Below are 20,691 nucleotides of genomic sequence, written 5' to 3' on the forward strand. Positions count from 1 at the left end.
CCACAACGGGTGCGAGCGGCGTCACTGAGCACTATGCGCGTGCTTAGCGCTCAGTAGACTCCCCGGCATGTCCGCGCTCCAGATCGTCGCCTCCGCCATCTGTTTCCCGCTGATGCTCGTCGGATGGGCGCTCCTCTTCCGGCAGATCGGTCGCTTCGTCGCGCTCTACCGTGTGGGACAGGCGGACCCGCGCCGCACGGACACCCCGCTGGCCCGCACCTGGACCCTGGTCAAGGAGTTCCTCGGCCACACCCGCATGTCACGACTGCCCCTCGTGGCGGTCGCGCACTGGTTCACCGCGCTGTCCTTCCTGCTGCTCGTCGGAACCCTGGCCACCGCCTTCGGCCAGCTCATCAAGCCCGAGTGGCAGCTGCCGGTCATCGGGCACTTCCCGCCCTACGAGTGGCTGACCGAGTTCTTCGCATGGACCGGATTCATCGGCATCGTCGTGCTCATGGTGATCCGCCAGGTCAAGCACCCACGCTCGGCCCCCGGCGAGAAGGGCCGCTATTCGCGCTTCTTCGGGTCGACGTGGTGGCAGGCCTACTACGTCGAGCTCACGATCCTCGGCGTCACCATCTGCATCGTGACCCTGCGCTTCCTCGAGGCGGCGCTGACCAAGATCGAGCAGCCCTCCGAGAGCCTCGCGCTGCACTTCCCGCTCACGGGCTGGGGTGCCGGGATGTTCACCGGACTGTCGGTCGACGCGATCAAGAACCTCATCGTCATCGTCGCCGCCATCAAGATCATCATCTCGTTCGCGTGGATGGTCACCATCGCGCTCACGCCCACGATGGGCGTCGCCTGGCACCGCTTCCTCGCCTTCCCCAACATCTGGTTCAAGCGTGAGTCCTCCGGACGCACCGCCCTGGGCAACCTCAAGCCGATGACGATGGGCGACGGCCAGCCGTTCTCGATGGAGGCCATGGAGGCCCTCTCCGAGAACGAGGACGATGAAGCCGACGCCGCTGAGCCGGTGCTCGGCGTCGGCAAGGTCGAGGACTTCACCTGGAAGGGCCTGCTGGACTTCTCCACCTGCACCGAGTGCGGCCGCTGCCAGTCGCAGTGTCCTGCCTGGAACACCGAGAAGCCGCTCTCCCCCAAGCTGCTCATGATGACCCTGCGCGACCACGCCAACGCGAAGTCGCCGTGGCTCACCGCCTCCGAGGAGGCGCGCGCGTCCCTCCCGGCGGCCACGACGGCACTCGCGGAGCTCCCCCTCGTCGGCGACACGGGCTATGACATCACCAACCCGCTCGCGGCATACAACCCTCATGGTCCGGATGCCGTCATCGACCAGGACGTCCTGTGGTCCTGCACCACCTGTGGCGCCTGCGTCGAGCAGTGCCCGGTCGACATCGAACACGTCGACCACATCGTCGACATGCGCCGCTACCAGACGCTCATCGAGTCGGCCTTCCCGTCCGAGCTCGGTGGCCTCTTCAAGAACCTCGAGTCGAAGGGCAACCCGTGGGGCATGGGCGCGCGGGCCCGCCTCGACTGGGCCAAGGACCTGCCGTTCGACGTGAAGGTTCTCGGCAAGGACCTCGAGTCCGCCGAGGAGGTCGACTACTTGTTCTGGGTCGGCTGCGCCGGTGCCTACGAGGACCGCGCCAAGAAGACCTCCCGCGCTGTCGCCGAGCTGCTCAACACCGCGGGCGTCTCCTTCGCCGTCCTCGGCGACGGCGAGACCTGCACGGGCGACTCCGCCCGCCGTGCGGGCAACGAGATCCTCTTCTCGATGCTCGCCCAGCAGAACATCGAGACGTTCGGCGAGATGGGCGTGCAGAAGATCGTCGTCACCTGCGCCCACTGCTTCAACACGATCAAGAACGAGTACCCCGACCTCGGCGGCAAGTACGAGGTCGTCCACCACACGCAGCTGCTCAACCGGCTCGTGCGCGACAAGCAGCTCGTCCCCGTCGCCCGCCCGGCCGATGCGCCGGGGATGTCCTCGGCGAAGAACGCGGCCTCGACGGCGGCCACTGTGACCTACCACGACCCCTGCTACCTCGGACGTCACAACAACGTCTACGCCCCGCCGCGTGAGCTCCTCGGCGCCCTTCCCGGCGTCGAGCTGCGCGAGATGGAGCGCTCCAAGGAGAAGTCGTTCTGCTGCGGCGCCGGTGGCGCGAGGATGTGGATGGAGGAGAAGCTCGGCGGTCGGATCAACATGAACCGCACCGAGGAGGCCCTGGCCACCGGAGCGGAGCGCATCGCCATCGGCTGCCCGTTCTGCCGCGTCATGATGTCGGACGGGCTGACCGCGAAGCAGGCCGAAGGCGTCGGTGAGGACGTCGAGGTCGTCGACGTCGCGCAGATGCTCCTGGCGGCGGTTCGCCGTGGTCAGGACGAGGACGAGGCGTCCGGTTTGATGGACGAAGCGGCTGCCGCTTCGGTCGCCTCCGAATCTGACTCGTATGCCGGCCAGCCCAGGTCCGCTTCCGCTTCCCCTGCCGCCGCGGCTGGTGCGGCTGGTGGCGCGGCCGCGACGGCCAAGGCACCGACGACCGCGGAGCCCACCGCGGCTGAGTCCAGCGGCGCCGACCCGTGGGACGAGCCCGCCGCACCCGCCGCAGCAGCACCCGCGCCGGAGAGTGTCTCTGCTGCACGTGCTGACGCAAAGGCACCCGCCGACATCGACGAGGAAGCAGACCCGTGGGACAGCCCCGCGCCCGCGTCGACGGAAGCCAAGGCATCAGCCTCGGAGGGTGAGCCCACCCCCGAGAAGCTCGAGGACGCCGCCGAGGCATCGAGTGACGACGTCGATCCCTGGGACGAGCCGGTAGCGGCCGCCACCCAGACGGCACCTGCCACATCCGAGGCCGAGCCGGACAGCAAGGACGAGACGTCCGCAGCGGCTCCCGCAGCGAGCGATGATGTCGACCCGTGGGACGAGCCAGCAACACCCGCCGCTGAGTCCACCGCGACGACGGCGGAGGCCGACACCAAGGTCGAGACACCCGCACCCTCCGACGCGAGCGACGACGTCGACCCCTGGGACAATCCCGCAACCCCGGCCGCAGAGCCCACGGCCACGACGGTGGCGCCCGAAGCGAAGGAGGAGAGGCCCGCCGCCCCTGCGGCGAGCGACGACGTCGACCCCTGGGACGAGCCGGCAGCACCCGCCGCTGAGTCCACCGCGACGACGGCGGAGGCCGACACCAAGGTCGAAACACCCGCAGCCAGCGAGGAGCTCAAGGAAGACTCCCCTGCCCCTGCCCCTGCCCCCGCCTCGAACGATGAGCTCTTGTCATCGCCCGACCCGTGGGACGACGCGGAGGACCTCACGGATCGAGCGGTCGCGACATCCGATGCCGCGACGGGTGCAGCGCACTCGGACGACGACCCGCTGACGGCCAAGGAGGTGGGCACCGACGAAGCAGACTCTGCCACCTCCGCTGGCTCGGACAGCGCGCCGGGACCGGACGTCCCAGCCGCAGCAGAGGCGCAGCCCCAGACAGACGCGGTGGGCGACTCCACGGAGGCCGCCGATGCGGGGACCTCGCCGTCCGGCGTGGAGACTTCAACCGCGCAGAAGCCCGACAACGCGGAAGACCTCCTCAATGCTCCCGACCCCTGGGACTGATCCATCCACTGGCAGGGAGCCCCGTCGACGCATGCGTCGGCGGGGCTCAATGAATATCCATCCAACTTTCTGGCTCCCTTTCCCGGCTGAAGCACAACCCTTGGGGCCCCTGTTACTGCGGGTGCGAATCACATGCGTCACCGCGAATAGCGTTGCGCTCCAGGACGATTCGACTGACGAGCACTGTCAGTGGCCGTCGATAGGTTGATTTTCATGACACCGGCGCCCCAGCTGACCTACGCGCAATGCGTGAACCGGTTGCGTGCCGCCCAAGAGGCCGCGAAGGCGTTGCCCGGGGTCCTGTTCCAGGCCACCGGTGCCGAACTGGCAGGGGGGCTCGAGGTGCTGGGCGAACTGTCCGCGGTGGCCGAAGGTGCCGAAGCGGCCATCGTCATCGACGCCTTCGAACGCGGCGAACCCGCTGCGTCCGACCCCCCGATGACCGGCAAGGAGTGGGTGGGCGCCCACCACCGCCGCTATGCCCTGGCCGGCGCCACCAGAGTCGCGACGGTCGCCCAAGCCTGCAGGGACTCGCGCCACCACGTCCTCAAGCAGGCCGTCATCTCGGGGCGGGTCAGCATCGCGACGGCCCTGATCGCGCTCAAGGAGATGCGGCTGCTCAGCCCTCACCTCCATCCCGATGCGCTCGACACCGTCTGGGACGCCTACATGACCCTCGGTGAACGGTGCGACGCCCGAACGGTACGCCGCCTGCGCGAGGAGCTGCTGGCTCGGCATCGCCTCGACGGCGACTTCGAGGACACCGAGGACCGGGCCCGCAACGGGCAGTCACTCAGCCTGGGCAAGGAGATCGCGCCCGGCCTCTGGGAGTTCGCCCTGCGCCTGACCCGCGAGAACAGGGCCGCTCTCGAAGCAGCCATCGGGCCCGGGTCCGCTCCCAGCCCCTCCCCGGCCGATGACCACGGCCCTGCTGAACCGGACACTCGCCCCCACGACCAACGTCGCGCCGAAGCCCTCGTGGCGGTCATCGCACGCGCGCACAAGGCCGGCAACAGCTCCTGGTCCTCGACGAAGGCCCAGATCTTCGTCGGGATCTCCCTCGAGGACCTTCAACGGCGGGCCGGAGCTGGAACTCTGCTCGGCGGCCTCTCCACCGGGGACCTCGTCACCGCCGAGACTGTGCGACGGTGGGCCTGCGACGCAACCATCATCCCCGCCGTCCTCAACACGTGCGGTGAGGTCGTCGACCTCGGCCGGGCCGAGCGCCTCTTCACCCCCGCCCAGATCAAACGCCTCTGGCTCCGCGACCGGCACTGCACCTACCCCGGCTGCGACGCCCCCGCCTCCTGGTGCGACGCCCACCACCTCATCCACTGGCTCGATGACGGCACCACCGACCTGACCAACGCCGCCCTTTTGTGTCAGCGTCACCACACCGTCGTGCACGCCCAGCGCTACCACGGGTGGGTCGAGATCGATGAGCACGGCCGACAACGCGTCGTCTGGGACCGCACGAGCGGCGCCTACGACACCGCCTTGACCACACTCGCCTCAGGCGGACGCGCCGGCTCCACGGCCGCAGGCGGCCCACCACATCGTCGAGCCTCGGGTGATGACACCAGCCACCACCGACCATGACACCGCCCCACACCGACGCCCCAGCCGGCGCCGGGTCAGCGGCATGCCTGCAGACGAAGGCGCCCCTCCCGACGAGTCGGAAGGGGCGCCACGCCTTGGGGAGAAGCTCCCGCAGGCTGACCCGTCGGTCAGCCGAGGTTCTGCGACTTGAGGAACTCCGCCGCCACGTCCTTGGCGTCCTTCTTGTCGATCACCGTCTGCTTGAGAAGACCCGAGATGACCTCGGTGGTGAGGGCCTTGGAGACCGGGTTCAGGGCGGCCGCGAACTGGTCGGCCTTGTCCTTGACCACGAGCGGCACGATGTTCTGCGAGCCGAACAGCTTCTCGGTGTCCTCGAGCGAGACGAACCCGTTCTCGGCGATCGAGGGGTCGGTCGTGAAGATGTTGGCCGCGTCGACCTGACCGTTCTTCAGCGCTTGGACGAGCGCCTGACCGGTGAGCGGGCGGAACGACTTGAAGGTGACGCCGTAGGTCGCCTTGAGACCCGGGATGCCCTGCGGTCGCTTCTGGAACTCGGGTGGCGCGCCCAGCGTCATGTCACCGGCGACCGACTTGAGGTCGCCGATCGACGTGAGCTTCTTCGAGTCGGCCGTCTCCTTGGTGACGACGATCGAGTCGTTGTCCTCGGCGGAGGACTTGTCCAGCATGGCGAACTTGTCGGGCAGCAGTCCCTCGACGGCCGTGTAGACCTTCTCGGGGTCCGTCTCCTTGAAGTTCTTGTCGTAGAAGAAGCCGAGCGCACCGGTGTACTCGGGCACCGCCTGGATGGAGCCATCCTCGAGTGCCTTGAGGTACAGCTCACGAGCGCCGATACGCGGCTTGGTCGTGGCGTTGATCCCCTTGGCCTTGAGCGCTCCGGCATAGATCTCGGCGAGCAGCTCGGACTCGGGGAAGTCGGCCGAGCCGATGACGACGTCGCCACCACCGGCCGAGGCTCCACCCGTGGAGCTCGACGACGGGGAGGCCAGTGGGTCGCTCCCCCCGCCACAGGCAGACAGCCCGAGGATCGCAGCGGTGGTCAGGGCGAGGACGGACGTCATGCGCTTCATGTGGGAATCCTTTGGTTGAGTGATTCAGTGAGCGGCACTTCGGGCGGCGGGCTGGGATGGACGGTCGGGCTGACCCGCGAGCAAAGACTCGGACTCCGGTGCAACTGCCTCACCGGTCCCGGACATTCCGCGCCGCGAGGACCGAGTTCCTCCACTGCGCCCGGTCAACCCCGGCGAGACGACGAGGCGCTGCACCACGGCCAGGACTCCGTCGACGATCAGAGCGAGCACCGAGACCACGATCGCGCCGCCCGCGGCAGAGACGTAGTCGTTCGTCGCGATGCCGTCCTGCAGGTAGCGACCCAAGCCGCCCAGACCCACGTAGGCGGCGACCGTGGCAGTGGCGATGACCTGCAGGAACGCCGAGCGCAGGCCCGACAGCATCAGTGGCAGGGCGTTGGGGATCTCGACCTGGCGCACGATCTCCATGCCACGCATCCCCATCCCACGCGCCGCGTCACGGGAGGCAGGATCGACAGCCTCGACGCCGGCATACACGCCGGAGAGGATCGGCGGGATGACGAGGATGACGAGAACGACGATGCTGGGAACGAGGAAGGCCAGGTTGCCCTCGATCTTCGGGCCCAGATAGAGGGCGACCGCGAAGAGCAGGCCGAGAGTGGGCACGGCGCGCAGGGAGTTCGCCACGGACACAAGGGACTTGGCTCGACCCGTGTGGCCGATCCACAGACCCAAGGGGACGGCGATGACGGCGGCGATGGCGACGGCCAGCAACGAGTACCAGAGGTGCTGGACGATCCGCGCGCCCAGGCCCGTGTCGCCCGCCCACGTGGCAGACGACGTGAGCCAGTCGAGGACGCTGGCGATCATGCGCGGCCTCCCTGCGCCGGCAGCCAGGGCGTGAGCAGCCGCTGGGCCAGGAGGATGAGCCCGTCGAAGACGAGCGCCAGCACCACGCACGCCACGAGCCCGGCGATGATCTCGGAGTAGATGAGGCGGGCATATCCGTCCGTCATGAGGTTGCCCAGCTGCGAGATCCCCACCAGCGAGGCGACCGAGACGATGCTGACGTTGCTCACGGCAGCAACGCGCAGCCCCGCCGCGATGACAGGCACGGCCAGCGGCAGCTCGACCCCCACGAACCGCCGCAGTCCTCCATAACCCATCGCCCGAGCGGCCTGCAGGACGTGGTCCGGCACGGACCCCAGCCCATCGGCCACCGTGCGCACGAGCAGCGCGACGGTGTAGATCGTCATGGCGACGACGACGTTGACGGGATCGAGAACCTGGGTTCCGAGGATGATCGGCATGATGATGAAGAGCGCGAGACTGGGGATCGTGTAGAGCAGCCCCGAGGTCGAGATGAGCACGGGATAGATCCGGGACCACCGACGCGCCGCCCACCCCAGCGGCAACGCGATGACCAGGCCGAGGATGAGGGGCAGACCCGAGAGCCACACGTGGCTGCGGGCCAGTGTGAAGATCTCGTTCCAGTGGTCGCTGACCCACGTCATCGAGACGTCTCCGGCTCCGATTCCGCGAACGCGTCGGCAAGATCCTCGTCGGGACGGTCGACGGACTCGATGAGGGAGAGCACCTCGTGCGCACGAACGGTCCCGACGAGCGAACCCGAGTCGTCGACGATGACTCCCCGCCGAGCAGGTGAGGACAGGGCCGCGTCGAGCACCCCGCGCAACGATCCCGATGCCCGAGCCACGGTCCCTCCGCGGTGCAGCATCTCCGTGGTGACCGGCCCCTCGACGCGGGAGGGCTCGACCCAGCCGAGCGGACGGCGCTCGTTGTCGACGACGAGCGCCCAGGCCGACGACATGCCGTCGGTCGACTCACCGACGAGAAGGGTGCGCTCGTGAGCCAGCGGCAGCTTCGGCGAGGGCTGGAACTGCAGCGAGCGGTAGCCGCGGTCGCGACCGACGAAGTCGGCCACGAAGTCGTCGCTCGGGTGTGCCAGCAGGTATGCCGGGTCAGAAATCTGCGCCAGCTTGCCTCCCACACGCAGCACCGCCACCTGGTCACCGAGCTTGATCGCCTCGTCGATGTCGTGGGTGACGAAGACGATCGTCTTGCCGAGCTCGCCCTGCAGGTCGAGGAAGACGTCCTGCAGCTGGTCGCGCACGACCGGGTCGACCGCGCTGAACGGCTCGTCCATGAGCATGACCGGCGGGTCGGCCGCGAGCGCCCGGGCGACGCCGACCCGTTGCTGCTGGCCGCCGGAGAGCTGCGACGGGTAGCGGTCGGCGAGCTCCGGCGCGAGCCCGACCCGGTCGAGCAGCTCGCGGGAGCGTTCGCGAATCTCCTTCTTGTCCCAGCCGAGCAGCCGGGGGACCGTGCCGACGTTGTCGAGGACCGTGCGGTGCGGGAAGAGGCCTGCGTGCTGGATGACGTAGCCGATGCCGCGACGCATCTCGGCCTCATTCATGCGGGCGGTGTCCTGACCGTCGAGGCTGATCGTCCCGCGCGTGGGCTCGATCATCCGGTTGATCATGCGCAGCGACGTCGTCTTGCCGCAGCCCGAGGGGCCGACCAGCACCGTGATCTTGCCCGTGGGAGCAGTCAGGGTGAGGTCGTCGACGGCGACCGTGCCATCGGGGTACTGCTTGGTCACACCGTCGAACCGGATCATGCTGCGCCCCTCGCCAAGCGGTTGGTGAGTCCAAACGTAACGGGCGCGGACGGCATACGGGCAGATCAGCGGCCCACAATCGCTCTGGGAGAAAAGCCGCGCAAGGCCCTGTCAGGTGGACAGAAATTGCGATGACGGGCCTAGCATTCGACAGGTGGCCCCAATGATGAGACCAGACCTGACAGCGAACGCCTCGCACCCACCGGGCGGCGAACGGTGAGCACGCCCGTCAACAGCACCGTCGGCGCCGAAGGGCGTCGCGAGCGGTGGATCGCCGTCGGGTACCTCCTGCCGGCCCTCATCGTCTTCGGCATCTTCATCTTCTGGCCCCTCGTGAAGTCGATCCTGCTGTCCGTGCAGGGCACCGACATCCTCGGCAACCCGAGTGGCTTCGTCGGCGGAGTGAACTACACCCGGATGTTCCACGACCCGGAGTTCCTCACCGTGCTCTGGGTGACGTTCGCGTTCACCCTCCTCACGGTCATCCCGAGCATCGCCATCGCGCTGGCGATCGCACTGCTCCTGCAGTCGCGCATTCGCGGAGTCCGGTTCTTCCGCACCGCTTTTGCGCTCCCGTTCGCCTTCTCCGTGGCCACTGCCTCGGTGATCTTCGGAGTCCTCTTCAACCCGGCTTCCGGTGTCCTCAACGGCATCCTCAGCCACCTCGGCGTGGACAAGGTGCAGTGGCTGACCAACCCCGACCTCGCGCTGTGGTCGGTCTCCGGTGCGACAGTCTGGATGCAGGTCGGCTACAACCTGCTCGTGCTCTCGGCCGGGCTGGGGGCGCTGCCCGAGGACGTCCTCGAAGCGGCGCGGCTCGACGGCGCGTCGGGCCTGCGGCTCCAGCGCAGCATCATCATGCCGCTGCTCACCCCGCAGCTGTTCTTCCTCATCGTCGTCGGCACGATCCACTCGTTGCAGAGCTTCGGCCAGATCAAGATCCTCACCGTCGGCGGGCCGGAGAACCGCACCACCACGCTCGTCTACTCGATCTATGAGCAGGCGTTCGCCAACAACAACAGCAACTACGGCTACGCGTCGGCGCAGGCGATGGTCCTGCTCCTCATCGTGCTGATCATCACCGCCTTGCAATTCGGTGTCCTCGAGAGGCGGGTGTTCTACCGATGAGCACGCTCACCGAACCCACGGAGCCCACGGGACCCGCCAAGGACGCCAGGGCCACGAAGCCCGCCAGAGCCGCCAAGCCGCCCAAGGCGACCAAGGCGACCAAGATCCGCGGCACGAGCAACGTCCTCACGTATCTCTTCCTCGGCGTGCTGTTCCTCATCGTGCTCTTCCCGGTCTACTACGGGCTGGTGGGCTCGCTCATGGGCGAGCGCGACACCAACAGCTTCCCGCCCGCGTTGTGGCCCAAGAACGGCCTCTACCCGGACAACTACTCCAAGGCGCTCGACATCATCCCGCTGGGCAACCAGTACCTCACGAGCGTCCTGCAGACCTTGGCCATCACGGTGGGCCAGATGGTCACGAGCGCGCTCGCGGCCTACGCGTTCGTCTTCCTCAACCTCAGGTGGCGCGGGTTCTGGTTCGCCGTCTTCCTGTCCACGATGATGATCCCGTTCGAGTCGATCATCATCCCGAACTACCTGCTCATCTCGCAGTGGGGCCTCAAGGACACCATCGCCGGTCTTGCGCTGCCGTTCCTGGCGACCGGCTTCGGGACCTTCCTGCTGCGCCAGTCGTTCCTGTCGTTCCCGATGGAGCTGCGTGACGCCGCCCGGGTCGACGGGGCCGGGCACTTCCGGTTCCTCTACTCGATCCTGTTGCCGCTCAGCCGTCCGAGCCTGGCTGCGCTGGGGATCTGGTCGGCCCTGTCGGCCTGGAACATGTACTTCTGGCCGTTGCTCGCCACCGAGGACCCAAAGCACCAGACCATCCAGATCGGTATCAGCCAGCTGCAGAGCTCGGACTCCGACTCCCCCGGCATGGTCCTCGCCGGCGTCATGCTGGCACTCTTCCCGACCCTGCTGCTCGTGATCTTTGGGCAGCGCTTCATCGTTCGTGGACTCACCACGGGCGCCGTCAAGTAGGAAAACCAGAGGAGATCCACGTGAAGACCACGACAACGCGCGCCCCCGGTGGGCGACGACTGAGGTATGCCGTGCCTGCGGTTGTGGCATCGGCGTCCCTCTTCCTTGCCGCCTGCGGCGGGGGAAGCGACAACGGGTCCGACGGAGGGGACGGGGGCAGCTCTGGGGGTGCACCCGCCGCCGACGCGCTGGACAAGGCGAAGGGCGTGACGACCGTGGCGTTCTGGCACGCCATGGACGGCACCAACGCCGAACAGCTCACCAAGCTCGTGGACGAGTTCAACTCGGCCAACAGCGGCAAGATCCAGGTCAAGGCGACCTACGCCGGCAAGTACGACGACGCCATCACCAAGTACAAGGCGGCGATCCAGAGCAAGTCGACCCCGGACCTCATCCAGGTCTACGACATCGGCACCCGCTTCATGATCGACGCGAAGCAGACGATCCCGATGCAGAAGTTCATCGACCGCGACAAGCTCGACGTCTCCGACCTCCAGCCCAACATCGCCGGCTACTACAGCATCAACGACAAGCTGAACTCGATGCCGTTCAACACCTCGATGCCGGTGCTGTACTACAACAAGTCGCTCTTCAAGAAGGCCGGGCTCGACCCCGAGAAGCCGCCGCAGGACCTTGCCGCCATCCGTGCGGCTGCCGAGAAGCTGTCGAAGACGAAGGGGGGCCCGGCCGACTACGGCTTCGGCGCCGCGATCTATGGCTGGCTGCTCGAGCAGTTCATCGCCACCGACGGCAAGGAGTACTGCGACCAGGGCAACGGGCGTGACGGCAAGGCGACCAAGGTGCTGTTCGACCAGCCCGAGAGCGTCGAGGTCGTCAAGTGGTGGCAGCAGATGGTCAAGGACGGTCTCGCCGCCAACACCGGTCGTGACACGAAGGCGGCCCAGGCGGCCTTCAAGTCTGGTCAGCTCGCCATCAACCTGGAGTCCACCGGGCAGCTCGGCGGCTACTCCAAGGCCGCCAAGGACGGCGGCTGGGAGCTCGGTGCCGCCAACTACCCGCACATCAAGGCGGGCACCGACGGTGGCCCGATCATCGGTGGCGCCTCGCTGTGGATCAACAGCGCCAACCACGAGGACGTCAACCAGGAAGCCGCCTGGCAGTTCGTGAAGTTCCTCGCGTCCCCCAAGAGCCAGGCCGCCTGGCACATCGGCACGGGCTACTTCCCGATCAGCAAGGGAGCGCTCAACGAGCCGGCCGACGTCTCCTACCGCAAGGAGAACCCGCTGTTCGACGTCGCCGTCAAGCAGCTCGAGGGCACCAAGCTGAGCAAGGCCACGCAGGGCTGCCTCCTCGGTGTCATGCCCCAGGCCCGCAAGGCGTCCGAGGACGGTCTCGAGTCCGCGATCAACGGCACGGACGCCCAGGAGGCCATGACCAAGGCCGCCGACTCGCTCAAGGGCCAGATCAGCCAGTACAACAGCTCGGTCGGCTGACCCGGGTCAGTCCAGCCGCGCGAGAGTTGCGAACGGTGACGCCTCCTCGAGATCCACGGCGATCTCGAGGAGGCGTCTCTCATTGCGTGACTGCGGTGCGCGGGCGAGCCTGGCAGCCACAATGGGCGATGTGACCGAACTCCTCGCCCGGGACACGACGCGCGGTCGCGTCACTCTCACCGCCGTCACCCTCGGCTCCGGCATCGCCATCCTCGACGGGTCGGTCGTCAACGTCGCGCTGCGCACGATCGGGACCGAGCTCGACGCCTCGCTGCAGCAGCTGCAGTGGGTCATCAACGGCTACATGCTGGCGCTCGCCTCGCTCGTGCTCGTCGGTGGCGCACTCGGGGACCGGTTCGGTCGTCGCCGCATCTATCTCCTGGGGATGGGCTGGTTCCTCGTCGCGAGCGCGCTGTGCGCCGTCGCGCAGTCCCCGTCGCAGCTCATCGCCACCCGCGTCCTGCAGGGGGTGGGCGCGGCCCTGCTGACCCCGGGCGGGCTCGCGATCATCCAGTCGGTGTTCCGGCGTGAGGACCGGGCGGCCGCCATCGGCACCTGGGCCGGCCTGTCCGGGATCGCTGCCGCCATCGGCCCGTTCGTCGGCGGCTGGCTCGTCGACAACGGCGGCTGGCGCTGGATCTTCGGGATCAACGTGCCGCTGTGCATCGCCGTCATCGCACTGACCCTGTGGGCGACTCCGGAGTCGAGGGACACGGAGGCGACGGAGCGCGGTTTCGACGTACCCGGCGGTGCGATGACGGTGGTGTCCCTGGGTGCCCTGACCTACGCGCTCACGGCGTCCTCGACGATGAGCCCGGGACTGCTGGTGGCCGTCGGTGCTCTCGCGGTGGCGGCAGCCGTGGGGTTTGTCGTCGTGGAGAAGCGTTCTCGCACACCGCTCGTGCACCTCTCGCTCTTCGGCGACCGGGTGTTCTCGGCGGCCAACGCCATGACGTTCGTCGTCTACGGCGCGCTCGGTGTCGTGTTCTTCATCCTCGTGCTGCAGCTGCAGGTCTCCGCGGGCTGGTCGGCACTGTCAGCCGGCCTCACTGGGCTCCCGGCGACGATCGCCCTCATGCTGTTGTCGTCACGAGCCTCACAGCTCTCCGAGCGGATCGGGCCGCGCATCCCCATGACCGTCGGGCCGCTCGTGTGCGCTGCCGGGGTGCTCCTCCTGCTCCCCGCGGGCCCGGGCGCGACCTGGTGGACGGTGCTGCCGGGGCTGGTCGTCTTCGCCCTCGGACTTGCGCTGCTCGTCTCGCCGCTCACCTCGACCGTGCTCGCTGCCGCGCCCGACCGGTATGCCGGCGTCGCCAGTGGCGTGAACAACGCCGTGGCCAGGGCCGGCTCACTCCTCGCCGTCGCGGCCCTGCCGGCCCTGGTGGGGCTGTCCGGCGACGACTACCTCGACCCGGACGCGATGACCTCGGGCTTCCGCGGGGCGATGGTCATCTGCGCGGTGCTGCTCACGACCGGCGGGGTGGTCAGCTGGTTCGGCCTGGCCAACACCCGCCACCCCGTGCCGGTGGCACCTCAGAGTGAGTCCTGACCCGCCTGAGGCGTCTCACCCGCCCCGAGGGAAGCCGTGACGAACTCGGCGACCTCGCGGTGCCACGTCGGGGCGTGCCGCAGCATCGAGTGCCACTCACCCTCGACCGGTCGCCACGTCACGTCGGCCCCTTGGGAGCGCAGCACCTCACCGAGACGTTGCGTGCGTGCCGGGTCGGTCGTCCTGTCCTGCAGACCGTGCATCAGCAGGACCTCGAGCCCGGGTCGCCCGAGGCGGGGGTCGCCGTCCTCGACCCATGGGGCGAGTGCGACCACCGTCGTCACCCCGGGCTCGGCCGCGAGGTGGGTGACGACCCGGCCACCCATGGAGTGACCGATGAGCGCAACGGGCAGGCCGGCATACCGGTCTCGAATGCGGTCGAGCGCCCAGCGGGCGTCGGTCAGCGGGGTCTGCTCGGTGCCGTTCCAGCCGAAGTAGCGGTTCTTCAGGCGCACCACGGCAAGGCGGTCCCCCGCCGCCTGCTCAAGGGCCTTGGCGAACGGACGCATCCGCAGGACGGCGCCCTCCCACCACGGCATGGGGCCGAAGCCCTTCTCACCGCCGCCGTGGATGACCAGGGCGACGCCGACAGGGTTCGGCGGCATCGTCCCGCGCAGGTCGTGCGAGACGAGGCGACCCAGGGGGTCCTTCACGGGCGGGCCTCAGACCTGGGTGCGGTGGAAGTTCTTGAACGAACGGCTGGCCGTCGGGCCGCGCTGGCCTTGGTAGTGCGAGCCGTACTTCGCTGAGCCATACGGGTTGTCGACCGGGCTGGACAGGCGGAAGAAGCAGAGCTGGCCGACCTTCATCCCCGGCCAGAGCTTGATCGGCAGAGTCGCGACGTTGCTCAGCTCGAGCGTGACGTGACCGGAGAATCCCGGGTCGACGAAGCCGGCGGTCGCGTGGGTGAGCAGACCGAGGCGGCCCAGGCTCGACTTGCCCTCGACGCGGGCGGCGATGTCGTCGGGGAGGGTGACCGTCTCGTAGATGGAGCCGAGCACGAACTCGCCGGGGTGCAGGACGAACGGCTCGTCGGCCTCCACCTCGACGAGACGGGTGAGGTCGGGCTGGTCCTCGGAGGGGTCGATGTAGGGGTACTTGTGGTTGTCGAACAAGCGGAAGTAGCGGTCGAGCCGCACGTCGATGCTGCTGGGTTGGATCATCTCGGGATCCCACGGGTCGAGGACAACCCGTCCATGGTCGATCTCGGCACGGATGTCGCGGTCGGAGAGCAGCACCACGCCAATGTAGTCGGCGTGGTGCTGCCACGTTCGGTCAGTGCACCGGCGTCTGGCGCGGACGTTCGAGAGGCGATGAGGTCTTGGCTCAGCGGTTCGCCGAGGCGACGCCCTCGGACTCCTGGGACCCGCTGTCCTCGCGGCGGTGTTCGCGGATGCGCCAGATGACGAACCCGATCAGGACGACCCCGAGGATGACGAAGGCGACGTCGCGCCCGACGACCTTCTCGACCTTCGCGTAGGACGCGCCGGCGAGATAGCCCGCGGTGACGACGGTCGCGCCCCAGAGCACTCCGCCGGCGGCGTTCCATGCGAGGAAGGTGGGGTACGGCATCTTCGCCGTCCCTGCAAGCGCGGGCATCACGGCGCGGAAGAAGGCGGTCCACCGTCCGAGGAACACGGCAGCACCACCGCGCCGGGCGAGGAAGTCCTGCGCTCGGTCCAGGCCCTGCTTCCGCTTCGCGAGAATGCGCCAGGAGAGGATGCGCGGCCCCAGGTGCCGCCCCACCTCGTAGCCGACCGAGTCGCCGACGATCGCGCAGACGATGACGGTGGCGAGCACGGCCGCGAGCGACACGTGCCCCAGCTTGGCCGCCACCCCACCGAGGAGCGCCGCGGTCTCCCCCGGGATGACGAAGCCGACGAAGAGCGCGTCCTCGGCGAACACCACCAGGCCCACGACCAGAAGGACGGCCCACGCGGGCGCGCCGAGGACCTGGTCGAGAAGCGACGTCAAGGGCGGGCCTGCCTTGTGAGGATGTGTGCAGGGTGGGGTGGATGTTCGTCGCTCTCGACACTAGCGGCGTCTTCCTGAGCGGCTGCTGTGGCGAATGAGCCGCCTGGACGCTGCCGGGCCCATCGTGCTTGGCGGGCGGCGCCGAGCGTGGAGCTCCCTCGGGTTAGACTTCCTGCCGCGCCATCAACCTGATCCCTGTTTGCAGGGTCCGGGCGGGCGCTTGCCGGTGTAGCTCAATGGTAGAGCGCCAGCTTCCCAAGCTGGACACGCGGGTTCGATTCCCGTCACCGGCTCCACCACGTCTTCGCAGCGGCGCTCAGCGCCTCCGGAAGCGGCTGGCGGAGAACGGCTCGAGCGCCGGCACCGTCACGCCGCTGACGATCAGCTCCGTGAGCGCAGCTGCCGTGCCAGGTGCCAGCGTCACGCCGAGCATGCCGTGGCCCGTTGCGACGTAGGTGTTCTCGAGCCGACCGAGCCGACCGATGATCGGCAGTCCGTCGGGTGTCATGGGTCGCATCCCCGCACGCGGAGCCGTCGTCGCCACCTCCGGCGGCCAGTGGCGGAAGTAGGCAGCAGGCCCCCGCCGGATTGCGGCGACCCGCACCTCGTCGACACTCTCGTCCAGGCCGCCGAGCTCCATCGTGCCTGCCAGCCGAAGGCGCCCGTCGAGCGGCGTGACGGCCACCTTGGCCTCCGACAGGCTCACAGCGCTCCGCAGCGGCAGAGGCGAGGCGTCGACGGAGTAGCCCTTGCCCGACCACACCGGCAGCGGCTCACCGAAGAGGCGCGACAGCGGCCCCGTCCACGCCCCCGCGGCCAGCACGAAGGACTCACCCTCGAAGCGGCGTCCACGCGACGCGATGCCCGTCACCCGATCGCCGCTCAGGACGACCTCGTCGATGGGCGCGTCCTGGACGACCTCGACGCCGAGGGAGGCCAGTCGCGCGCGGAGCGCAGCCATCAGGGCACCCGGGTCGACGAAGCGTTCGTTCGGGAAGTGGATGCCGCCCCGGACCGCCTCGGAGAGCAGCGGCTCCTGGTCCCGCACCGCGTCCCCGACGAGAACACGCGACGCCACGCCGTGCGCACCCACCAGCTCCAGATCCTCGGCGTAGTGCTCGAGACGGGACTCGTCGAGGAAGGCCAGCAGCAGCCCGGTGTGGTGCATCTCGAAGTCGAGCCCGTCGGAGTGGTACTCGTCGAGCATTTCCATGCTCCCGGCCGCCAACCGGAGGTGCGCCTCGAAACCTCGGCGGTAGTCGCGCGCGTTCGAGTGCCGCGCCATGCCGAGCAGGAACCGGACGAACTCGGGGCGCACGGACGGCCGGATCGAGAGCGGACTGTCCCGACGGAGCATCCACCTGAGCGTCGACAGCACCATGCCGGGCGCTGGCACCGGCCCCGAGACGGACGGCACCACCCAGCCGGCATTGACGTCGGAGGCGCCCTGACCCGGCGTCCGCGCATCCACCACGCACACCGAGCGACCCTCGCGAGCGAGGCGGTACGCAGTGGTCAGGCCGATGATGCCGCCACCGATCACGATTGTGCTCACGCCTCACCCTTTCAAACACCCGGTATGCCGCGTCGCCCCGTCCCGAGGACCTCGCGCGAGTCCGCGGTCTCCGGTTCGGGGTGCCCACGGGAACCACGCTCCAGCGTCTCAGGGCACCACCCGCTCGGCGACCCCCGCGAACTTGCGGACCCGGCCCGAGCCCAACCAGTGGGCCCACAGTCGGTGACTTGAGATCAGTCCCGCAACCACGTCCTCCTCACCAGCGGCCCTGACCTCCGCTTCCACCCCGATATACGCCCCAACCAATGCATCCACCGTCCTGCGATGCGTGGCGCTCCGGTCCGAAAGCCAACGCAACCGCAGGCCGAGGCTGGCCAGGTCGGACTGGAGGTCGGAGAAGGTGGTGAGCCACACAGTGTCCGCGTCCGGCATCGCAGCGCGCTCCGCGGCGCTGAGGGGCCGACCCGCCTCGACCGTGAACACGAACCGACCGCCGAGCGACAGCGCCGCAGCGACCTCGGCCAACAACCCACGCTTGTCCCGGAACGCCAGCAGGGTCTCGAGGAGCATCACGACGTCGAAGTTCCCAGGCGGCAATGGTGGCACCGTGGCCACGTCGAAGCGCGCCTCCACACCCTGATCCGCAGCACGCAGTCGAGCCCCAGCGACGGCGTCAGGATCAGCGTCGACTCCCAAGTAGTCGCAACCGAGCTGGCGCGCAACGAGGAGCCCCGGTCCACCCACACCACAACACAGGTCGAGCACCCTCACGCCGTCGCGGACCCCGGCGCGCTCGGCGAGCCAGAGGATCTCCGTGGCGCTGACGAAGCTCTCCTGACCGACGAACTCCCCCGGTGGGAAGGCCGACTTCCGCGCCTGCCAGAGGAGCCGGTCGACGAGCGGCCACGTGGCGACCTCGGTGACGCTCACGGCGCACCACTGCCAAAGGCGCCCAGGAAGCGGTCACGGAAGGCGCTCATCGGCCACACCGCAGACCCCTGCTCCGGTCGCAGCCCAGGGGCCCATCCCCACCCCGAGACCCGATCGATGACCTTGGGGTCGCGGCTGATGACACTGATCGGCACGTCCCTGTTGCCCCCGAACCCACTGACGATGGTCGCCGGCTGGTGGTCCCCCACGACGACGAGCACGAGGTCGTCGCTGGCCTGGTTCTCGACGAACGACAGCACGCTCGTGAGCGAGTACTCGATCGACGACCGGTATGCCGCCGGCACGTTGGCGCGGTCGCCCCACAGGGCGGCAGCGCTTACCGCCTTGCTCTCCACCTCCCGATAGATCGACCCGTCTCCGAGGACGCTCGGGTCGACCATCGTCGGCAACGGCGCCCACGGGCCATGGCTCGAGGTCAGCTCGATCTCCGCCATCACCGGCCGAGGCCTCCCCTGCCCCAGCTCCGCCTTCGCGAAGGCCGCCAGGGCGTACTGGTCCGGCATGGCCGAGAAGCCGAACCTCGGGCCGGCATACCCGAGAGAGGAGTCTCCATAGACCTCGTCGAAGCCATAGAAGTCGCGCCCCTCCGGCCAGCTCCCATGCGTCGACGGCAGCACCGCCACGGTGCGCCAACCGGCGCGGGAGAACGCCGATGTGAGGGTCGTCCGATCAGCCGACAGGAGCCGGTCGTAGCGCGACTGGTCGCTCACGGGCAGTCCCGACTGGAGCGTGGAGTGCGCGAGCCAGCTGCTGCCTCCGAACGTCGAGGACGTGAGGTAGCCACTTCTCGCGGTGAAGCCGAGAGCCGCCAGTCGATGCGTCCCATCGTCCAGAACGGTTCGCACAGAGGCGGATTCGGACCCTTCCAGGGCCACCCGTCCGTAGCTCTCGACAAAGACGAGGAGCACATCCTTGCCAGCCAGTGCCGACAGCTCCCCCGTCGCTGGCCTCCAGTAGCCGTCCACCGCCAGTGCGCCTTCGAAGCGTTCACGATCCTGGTATGCCGTCCGAGCGGCTTCCATTTTGCGTGCGGCATACGGACCCAGACCGTTCAACGCGACCGGTGTCGCGGAGGCCAGGTGCGCGCCTGTCAGGGCGCAGACGACCCACACGCCGGCGAGGGCTGCGACAACCCGACGTCCTCGGCGACGACGGGACGTGAGGACGCCGACGAGCTGCCCCACCGCCCAGGGCGAGCCGATGAGGAGCCCGGCAACGAGAAGCACGACCGCCACCACGCTCCCCGCGGCGGCGAGCGGGCCGAACGAGTCGCGCACGAACGCCACCCCCGAAGGCACCAGGCTCCCGTCCGTGACGACGTTGAAGGGCCGGTCGAGCACCGTGAACGCCGCGAGGTCGAGGGTCTTGAGCAGCGCGACAACAGCAAGAACCGACCCGGCGAGCACCGCGAGGAGACGGTGCCAGCGGGGAGGGACGACGAGCCCCGCAGCCCCCACAACCACGACCTCGACCGGCAACCGCAGCGATCCGAGCAGTGTGAACCGGTCGGGCTGGTTCGGTGCCACGAGGGTGAACCACAACAGCGCCACCACCACCGTGGCCGTCAGCGCGGACCTCGCACCGCGCCACCGCGAAGAACCGGCACGAACGTCCCGCCCTCTCCACAACGACCACACATCACGACCGAAGGACTCGGCCAGGAGGGCGAGCGCCCCGAGAACCACAGCCACCGTCAGCGGTCGAGGCAGCACGTCCGCCACCGCGACGGTGAGGGCGATGCCCACCGACGCAGTCACGACCTTGCGCCAGTAGCGGAACTCGAGCGACCCCCTCATCCACGGCAGCACCCAGCCCGCCGCCCCGAACACGTAGCGCACCAGACCGGCGGCGAGGACCCACCACCCGACCACCGGCACGGCCGCGACGCTCAGCACGAGGATGAGGAAGGCGTCCACCTCGCCGTCGAAGCGACCACCGATGGCGGACACCGTGCCCGTGCGACGAGCGACCACGCCGTCGACCGCGTCGAGAGCCAGGGCCGGGACGGTCAGCATGACGAGGACAACGGTGACGTGGTGCCCGAGCAGGGACTCGGTGGTCAGCCCGGCCACCGCGCACGCCAGAAGGCCACGACCCAGGGTGACCACGTCCGCCGGCCCCAGGGACTCCCGCTCGGCCCGAACCAGTGCTCGCACGAGGAGCGCGAGAAGCCCCAAGCCGCAGCCCAGGGCCACCGCCCAACCCCCGACACCGACTCCCACCGTCGTCCCCAGGGCGGCCAGGACCGACACGAGGACGACGCCACCAGCCACAGCCGCCGCTCCCACCGGCGCCGCCGCAGCACCGGCTGTGTCCACCCGCTCGACGGTCGTGCGGCTCACGACGCCTCCGCCCGC

Annotated in this window: 16 protein-coding genes and 1 tRNA gene; 7 read left to right on the forward strand and 10 right to left on the reverse strand. The window is 68.8% G+C overall.

Annotation, left to right across the window (positions count from 1 at the left end):
* Positions 1 to 67 precede the first annotated feature (67 nt).
* Together ASG74_RS09245 and ASG74_RS09250 are read left to right on the forward strand one after the other, a co-directional pair.
* The gene (locus ASG74_RS09245; RefSeq protein ID WP_056141825.1) at positions 68 to 3,589 is read left to right on the forward strand and encodes a heterodisulfide reductase-related iron-sulfur binding cluster; all 3,522 of its coding nucleotides are present in this window, start codon (positions 68 to 70) and stop codon (positions 3,587 to 3,589) included.
* Between the two features lie 213 nt (positions 3,590 to 3,802).
* Positions 3,803 to 5,188: an HNH endonuclease signature motif containing protein gene (locus ASG74_RS09250; protein WP_082569622.1), complete on the forward strand. Its 1,386-nt coding sequence runs from the start codon at positions 3,803 to 3,805 to the stop codon at positions 5,186 to 5,188.
* A 128-nt stretch (positions 5,189 to 5,316) separates the two neighbouring features.
* Here the strand turns inward: ASG74_RS09250 and ASG74_RS09255 are convergent, their stop codons facing one another.
* The 4 genes from ASG74_RS09255 to ASG74_RS09270 are packed head-to-tail and all read right to left on the reverse strand — an operon-like array spanning position 5,317 to position 8,839.
* Entirely contained in the window at positions 5,317 to 6,237 is a 921-nt protein-coding gene (locus tag ASG74_RS09255; protein WP_056141830.1) for an ABC transporter substrate-binding protein, read from the reverse strand.
* A gap of 24 nt (positions 6,238 to 6,261) precedes the next feature.
* Complete coding sequence (locus tag ASG74_RS09260) at positions 6,262 to 7,068, reverse strand: ABC transporter permease (RefSeq protein ID WP_056141833.1); 807 nt, start codon at positions 7,066 to 7,068, stop codon at positions 6,262 to 6,264.
* Positions 7,065 to 7,712, reverse strand: a complete 648-nt coding sequence (locus ASG74_RS09265; protein WP_056141836.1) for an ABC transporter permease — start codon at positions 7,710 to 7,712, stop codon at positions 7,065 to 7,067. The genes ASG74_RS09260 and ASG74_RS09265 overlap by 4 nt, the downstream gene beginning before the upstream one ends.
* Entirely contained in the window at positions 7,709 to 8,839 is a 1,131-nt protein-coding gene (locus tag ASG74_RS09270; protein WP_056141839.1) for an ABC transporter ATP-binding protein, read from the reverse strand. Before ASG74_RS09270 ends, ASG74_RS09265 begins: the two co-directional genes overlap by 4 nt.
* A gap of 216 nt (positions 8,840 to 9,055) precedes the next feature.
* Here ASG74_RS09270 and ASG74_RS09275 point away from each other — a divergent pair, with 216 nt between their 5' ends.
* The 4 genes from ASG74_RS09275 (at position 9,056) to ASG74_RS09290 (ending at position 13,893) form a co-directional block, all read left to right on the forward strand.
* The gene (locus tag ASG74_RS09275) at positions 9,056 to 9,967 is read left to right on the forward strand and encodes a carbohydrate ABC transporter permease (RefSeq protein ID WP_056141842.1); all 912 of its coding nucleotides are present in this window, start codon (positions 9,056 to 9,058) and stop codon (positions 9,965 to 9,967) included.
* Positions 9,964 to 10,890 carry a carbohydrate ABC transporter permease gene (locus tag ASG74_RS09280; protein ID WP_235498875.1) on the forward strand — a complete coding sequence of 309 codons (927 nt, stop codon included), beginning with the start codon at positions 9,964 to 9,966 and terminating at the stop codon, positions 10,888 to 10,890. Before ASG74_RS09275 ends, ASG74_RS09280 begins: the two co-directional genes overlap by 4 nt.
* A 20-nt stretch (positions 10,891 to 10,910) precedes the next feature.
* The gene (locus ASG74_RS09285) at positions 10,911 to 12,344 is read left to right on the forward strand and encodes an ABC transporter substrate-binding protein (protein ID WP_235498876.1); all 1,434 of its coding nucleotides are present in this window, start codon (positions 10,911 to 10,913) and stop codon (positions 12,342 to 12,344) included.
* Positions 12,345 to 12,465: 121 nt separating this feature from the next.
* Complete coding sequence (locus ASG74_RS09290) at positions 12,466 to 13,893, forward strand: MFS transporter (protein ID WP_056141848.1); 1,428 nt, start codon at positions 12,466 to 12,468, stop codon at positions 13,891 to 13,893.
* On the opposite strand, the gene ASG74_RS09295 is transcribed toward ASG74_RS09290, so the two are convergent.
* From ASG74_RS09295 to ASG74_RS09305, 3 genes are all read right to left on the reverse strand, one after another.
* Entirely contained in the window at positions 13,878 to 14,546 is a 669-nt protein-coding gene (locus ASG74_RS09295) for an alpha/beta hydrolase (protein WP_056141851.1), read from the reverse strand. The genes ASG74_RS09290 and ASG74_RS09295 overlap by 16 nt on opposite strands.
* Positions 14,547 to 14,555: 9 nt before the next feature.
* Entirely contained in the window at positions 14,556 to 15,131 is a 576-nt protein-coding gene (dcd, locus tag ASG74_RS09300) for a dCTP deaminase (RefSeq protein WP_056143444.1), read from the reverse strand.
* Positions 15,132 to 15,219: 88 nt separating this feature from the next.
* The gene (locus ASG74_RS09305; protein ID WP_056141854.1) at positions 15,220 to 15,867 is read right to left on the reverse strand and encodes a DedA family protein; all 648 of its coding nucleotides are present in this window, start codon (positions 15,865 to 15,867) and stop codon (positions 15,220 to 15,222) included.
* Positions 15,868 to 16,089: 222 nt separating this feature from the next.
* On the opposite strand from ASG74_RS09305, the gene ASG74_RS09310 reads away from it, so the two are divergent.
* Positions 16,090 to 16,163, forward strand: a tRNA-Gly gene (locus ASG74_RS09310).
* Between the two features lie 20 nt (positions 16,164 to 16,183).
* Here ASG74_RS09310 and ASG74_RS09315 read toward each other — a convergent pair.
* From ASG74_RS09315 to ASG74_RS09325, 3 genes are all read right to left on the reverse strand, one after another.
* Entirely contained in the window at positions 16,184 to 17,422 is a 1,239-nt protein-coding gene (locus ASG74_RS09315; RefSeq protein WP_056141857.1) for an NAD(P)/FAD-dependent oxidoreductase, read from the reverse strand.
* Between the two features lie 108 nt (positions 17,423 to 17,530).
* Positions 17,531 to 18,313 carry a class I SAM-dependent methyltransferase gene (locus ASG74_RS09320; RefSeq protein WP_056141861.1) on the reverse strand — a complete coding sequence of 261 codons (783 nt, stop codon included), beginning with the start codon at positions 18,311 to 18,313 and terminating at the stop codon, positions 17,531 to 17,533.
* On the reverse strand, positions 18,310 to 20,676 hold the full coding sequence (locus ASG74_RS09325; protein WP_082569623.1) for a CDP-alcohol phosphatidyltransferase family protein: 2,367 nt from the start codon (positions 20,674 to 20,676) through the stop codon (positions 18,310 to 18,312). Before ASG74_RS09325 ends, ASG74_RS09320 begins: the two co-directional genes overlap by 4 nt.
* Between the last annotated feature and the right edge of the window lie 15 nt (positions 20,677 to 20,691).

The organism is Knoellia sp. Soil729, from assembly GCF_001427985.1.
In the GTDB taxonomy this organism is placed as follows: Bacteria; Actinomycetota; Actinomycetes; order Actinomycetales; family Dermatophilaceae; genus Knoellia.

What these genes read in the sequence shown, in the direction of transcription:
- ASG74_RS09270 (WP_056141839.1), bottom strand. Translation starts at nt 8,839, where the DNA reads ATGATCCGGTTCGACGGTGTGACCAAGCAGTACCCCGATGGCACGGTC.
- ASG74_RS09280 (WP_235498875.1), top strand. Translation starts at nt 9,964, where the DNA reads ATGAGCACGCTCACCGAACCCACGGAGCCCACGGGACCCGCCAAGGAC.
- ASG74_RS09250 (WP_082569622.1), top strand. Translation starts at nt 3,803, where the DNA reads ATGACACCGGCGCCCCAGCTGACCTACGCGCAATGCGTGAACCGGTTG.
- ASG74_RS09260 (WP_056141833.1), bottom strand. Translation starts at nt 7,068, where the DNA reads ATGATCGCCAGCGTCCTCGACTGGCTCACGTCGTCTGCCACGTGGGCG.
- ASG74_RS09245 (WP_056141825.1), top strand. Translation starts at nt 68, where the DNA reads ATGTCCGCGCTCCAGATCGTCGCCTCCGCCATCTGTTTCCCGCTGATG.
- ASG74_RS09265 (WP_056141836.1), bottom strand. Translation starts at nt 7,712, where the DNA reads ATGACGTGGGTCAGCGACCACTGGAACGAGATCTTCACACTGGCCCGC.
- ASG74_RS09290 (WP_056141848.1), top strand. Translation starts at nt 12,466, where the DNA reads ATGGGCGATGTGACCGAACTCCTCGCCCGGGACACGACGCGCGGTCGC.
- ASG74_RS09255 (WP_056141830.1), bottom strand. Translation starts at nt 6,237, where the DNA reads ATGAAGCGCATGACGTCCGTCCTCGCCCTGACCACCGCTGCGATCCTC.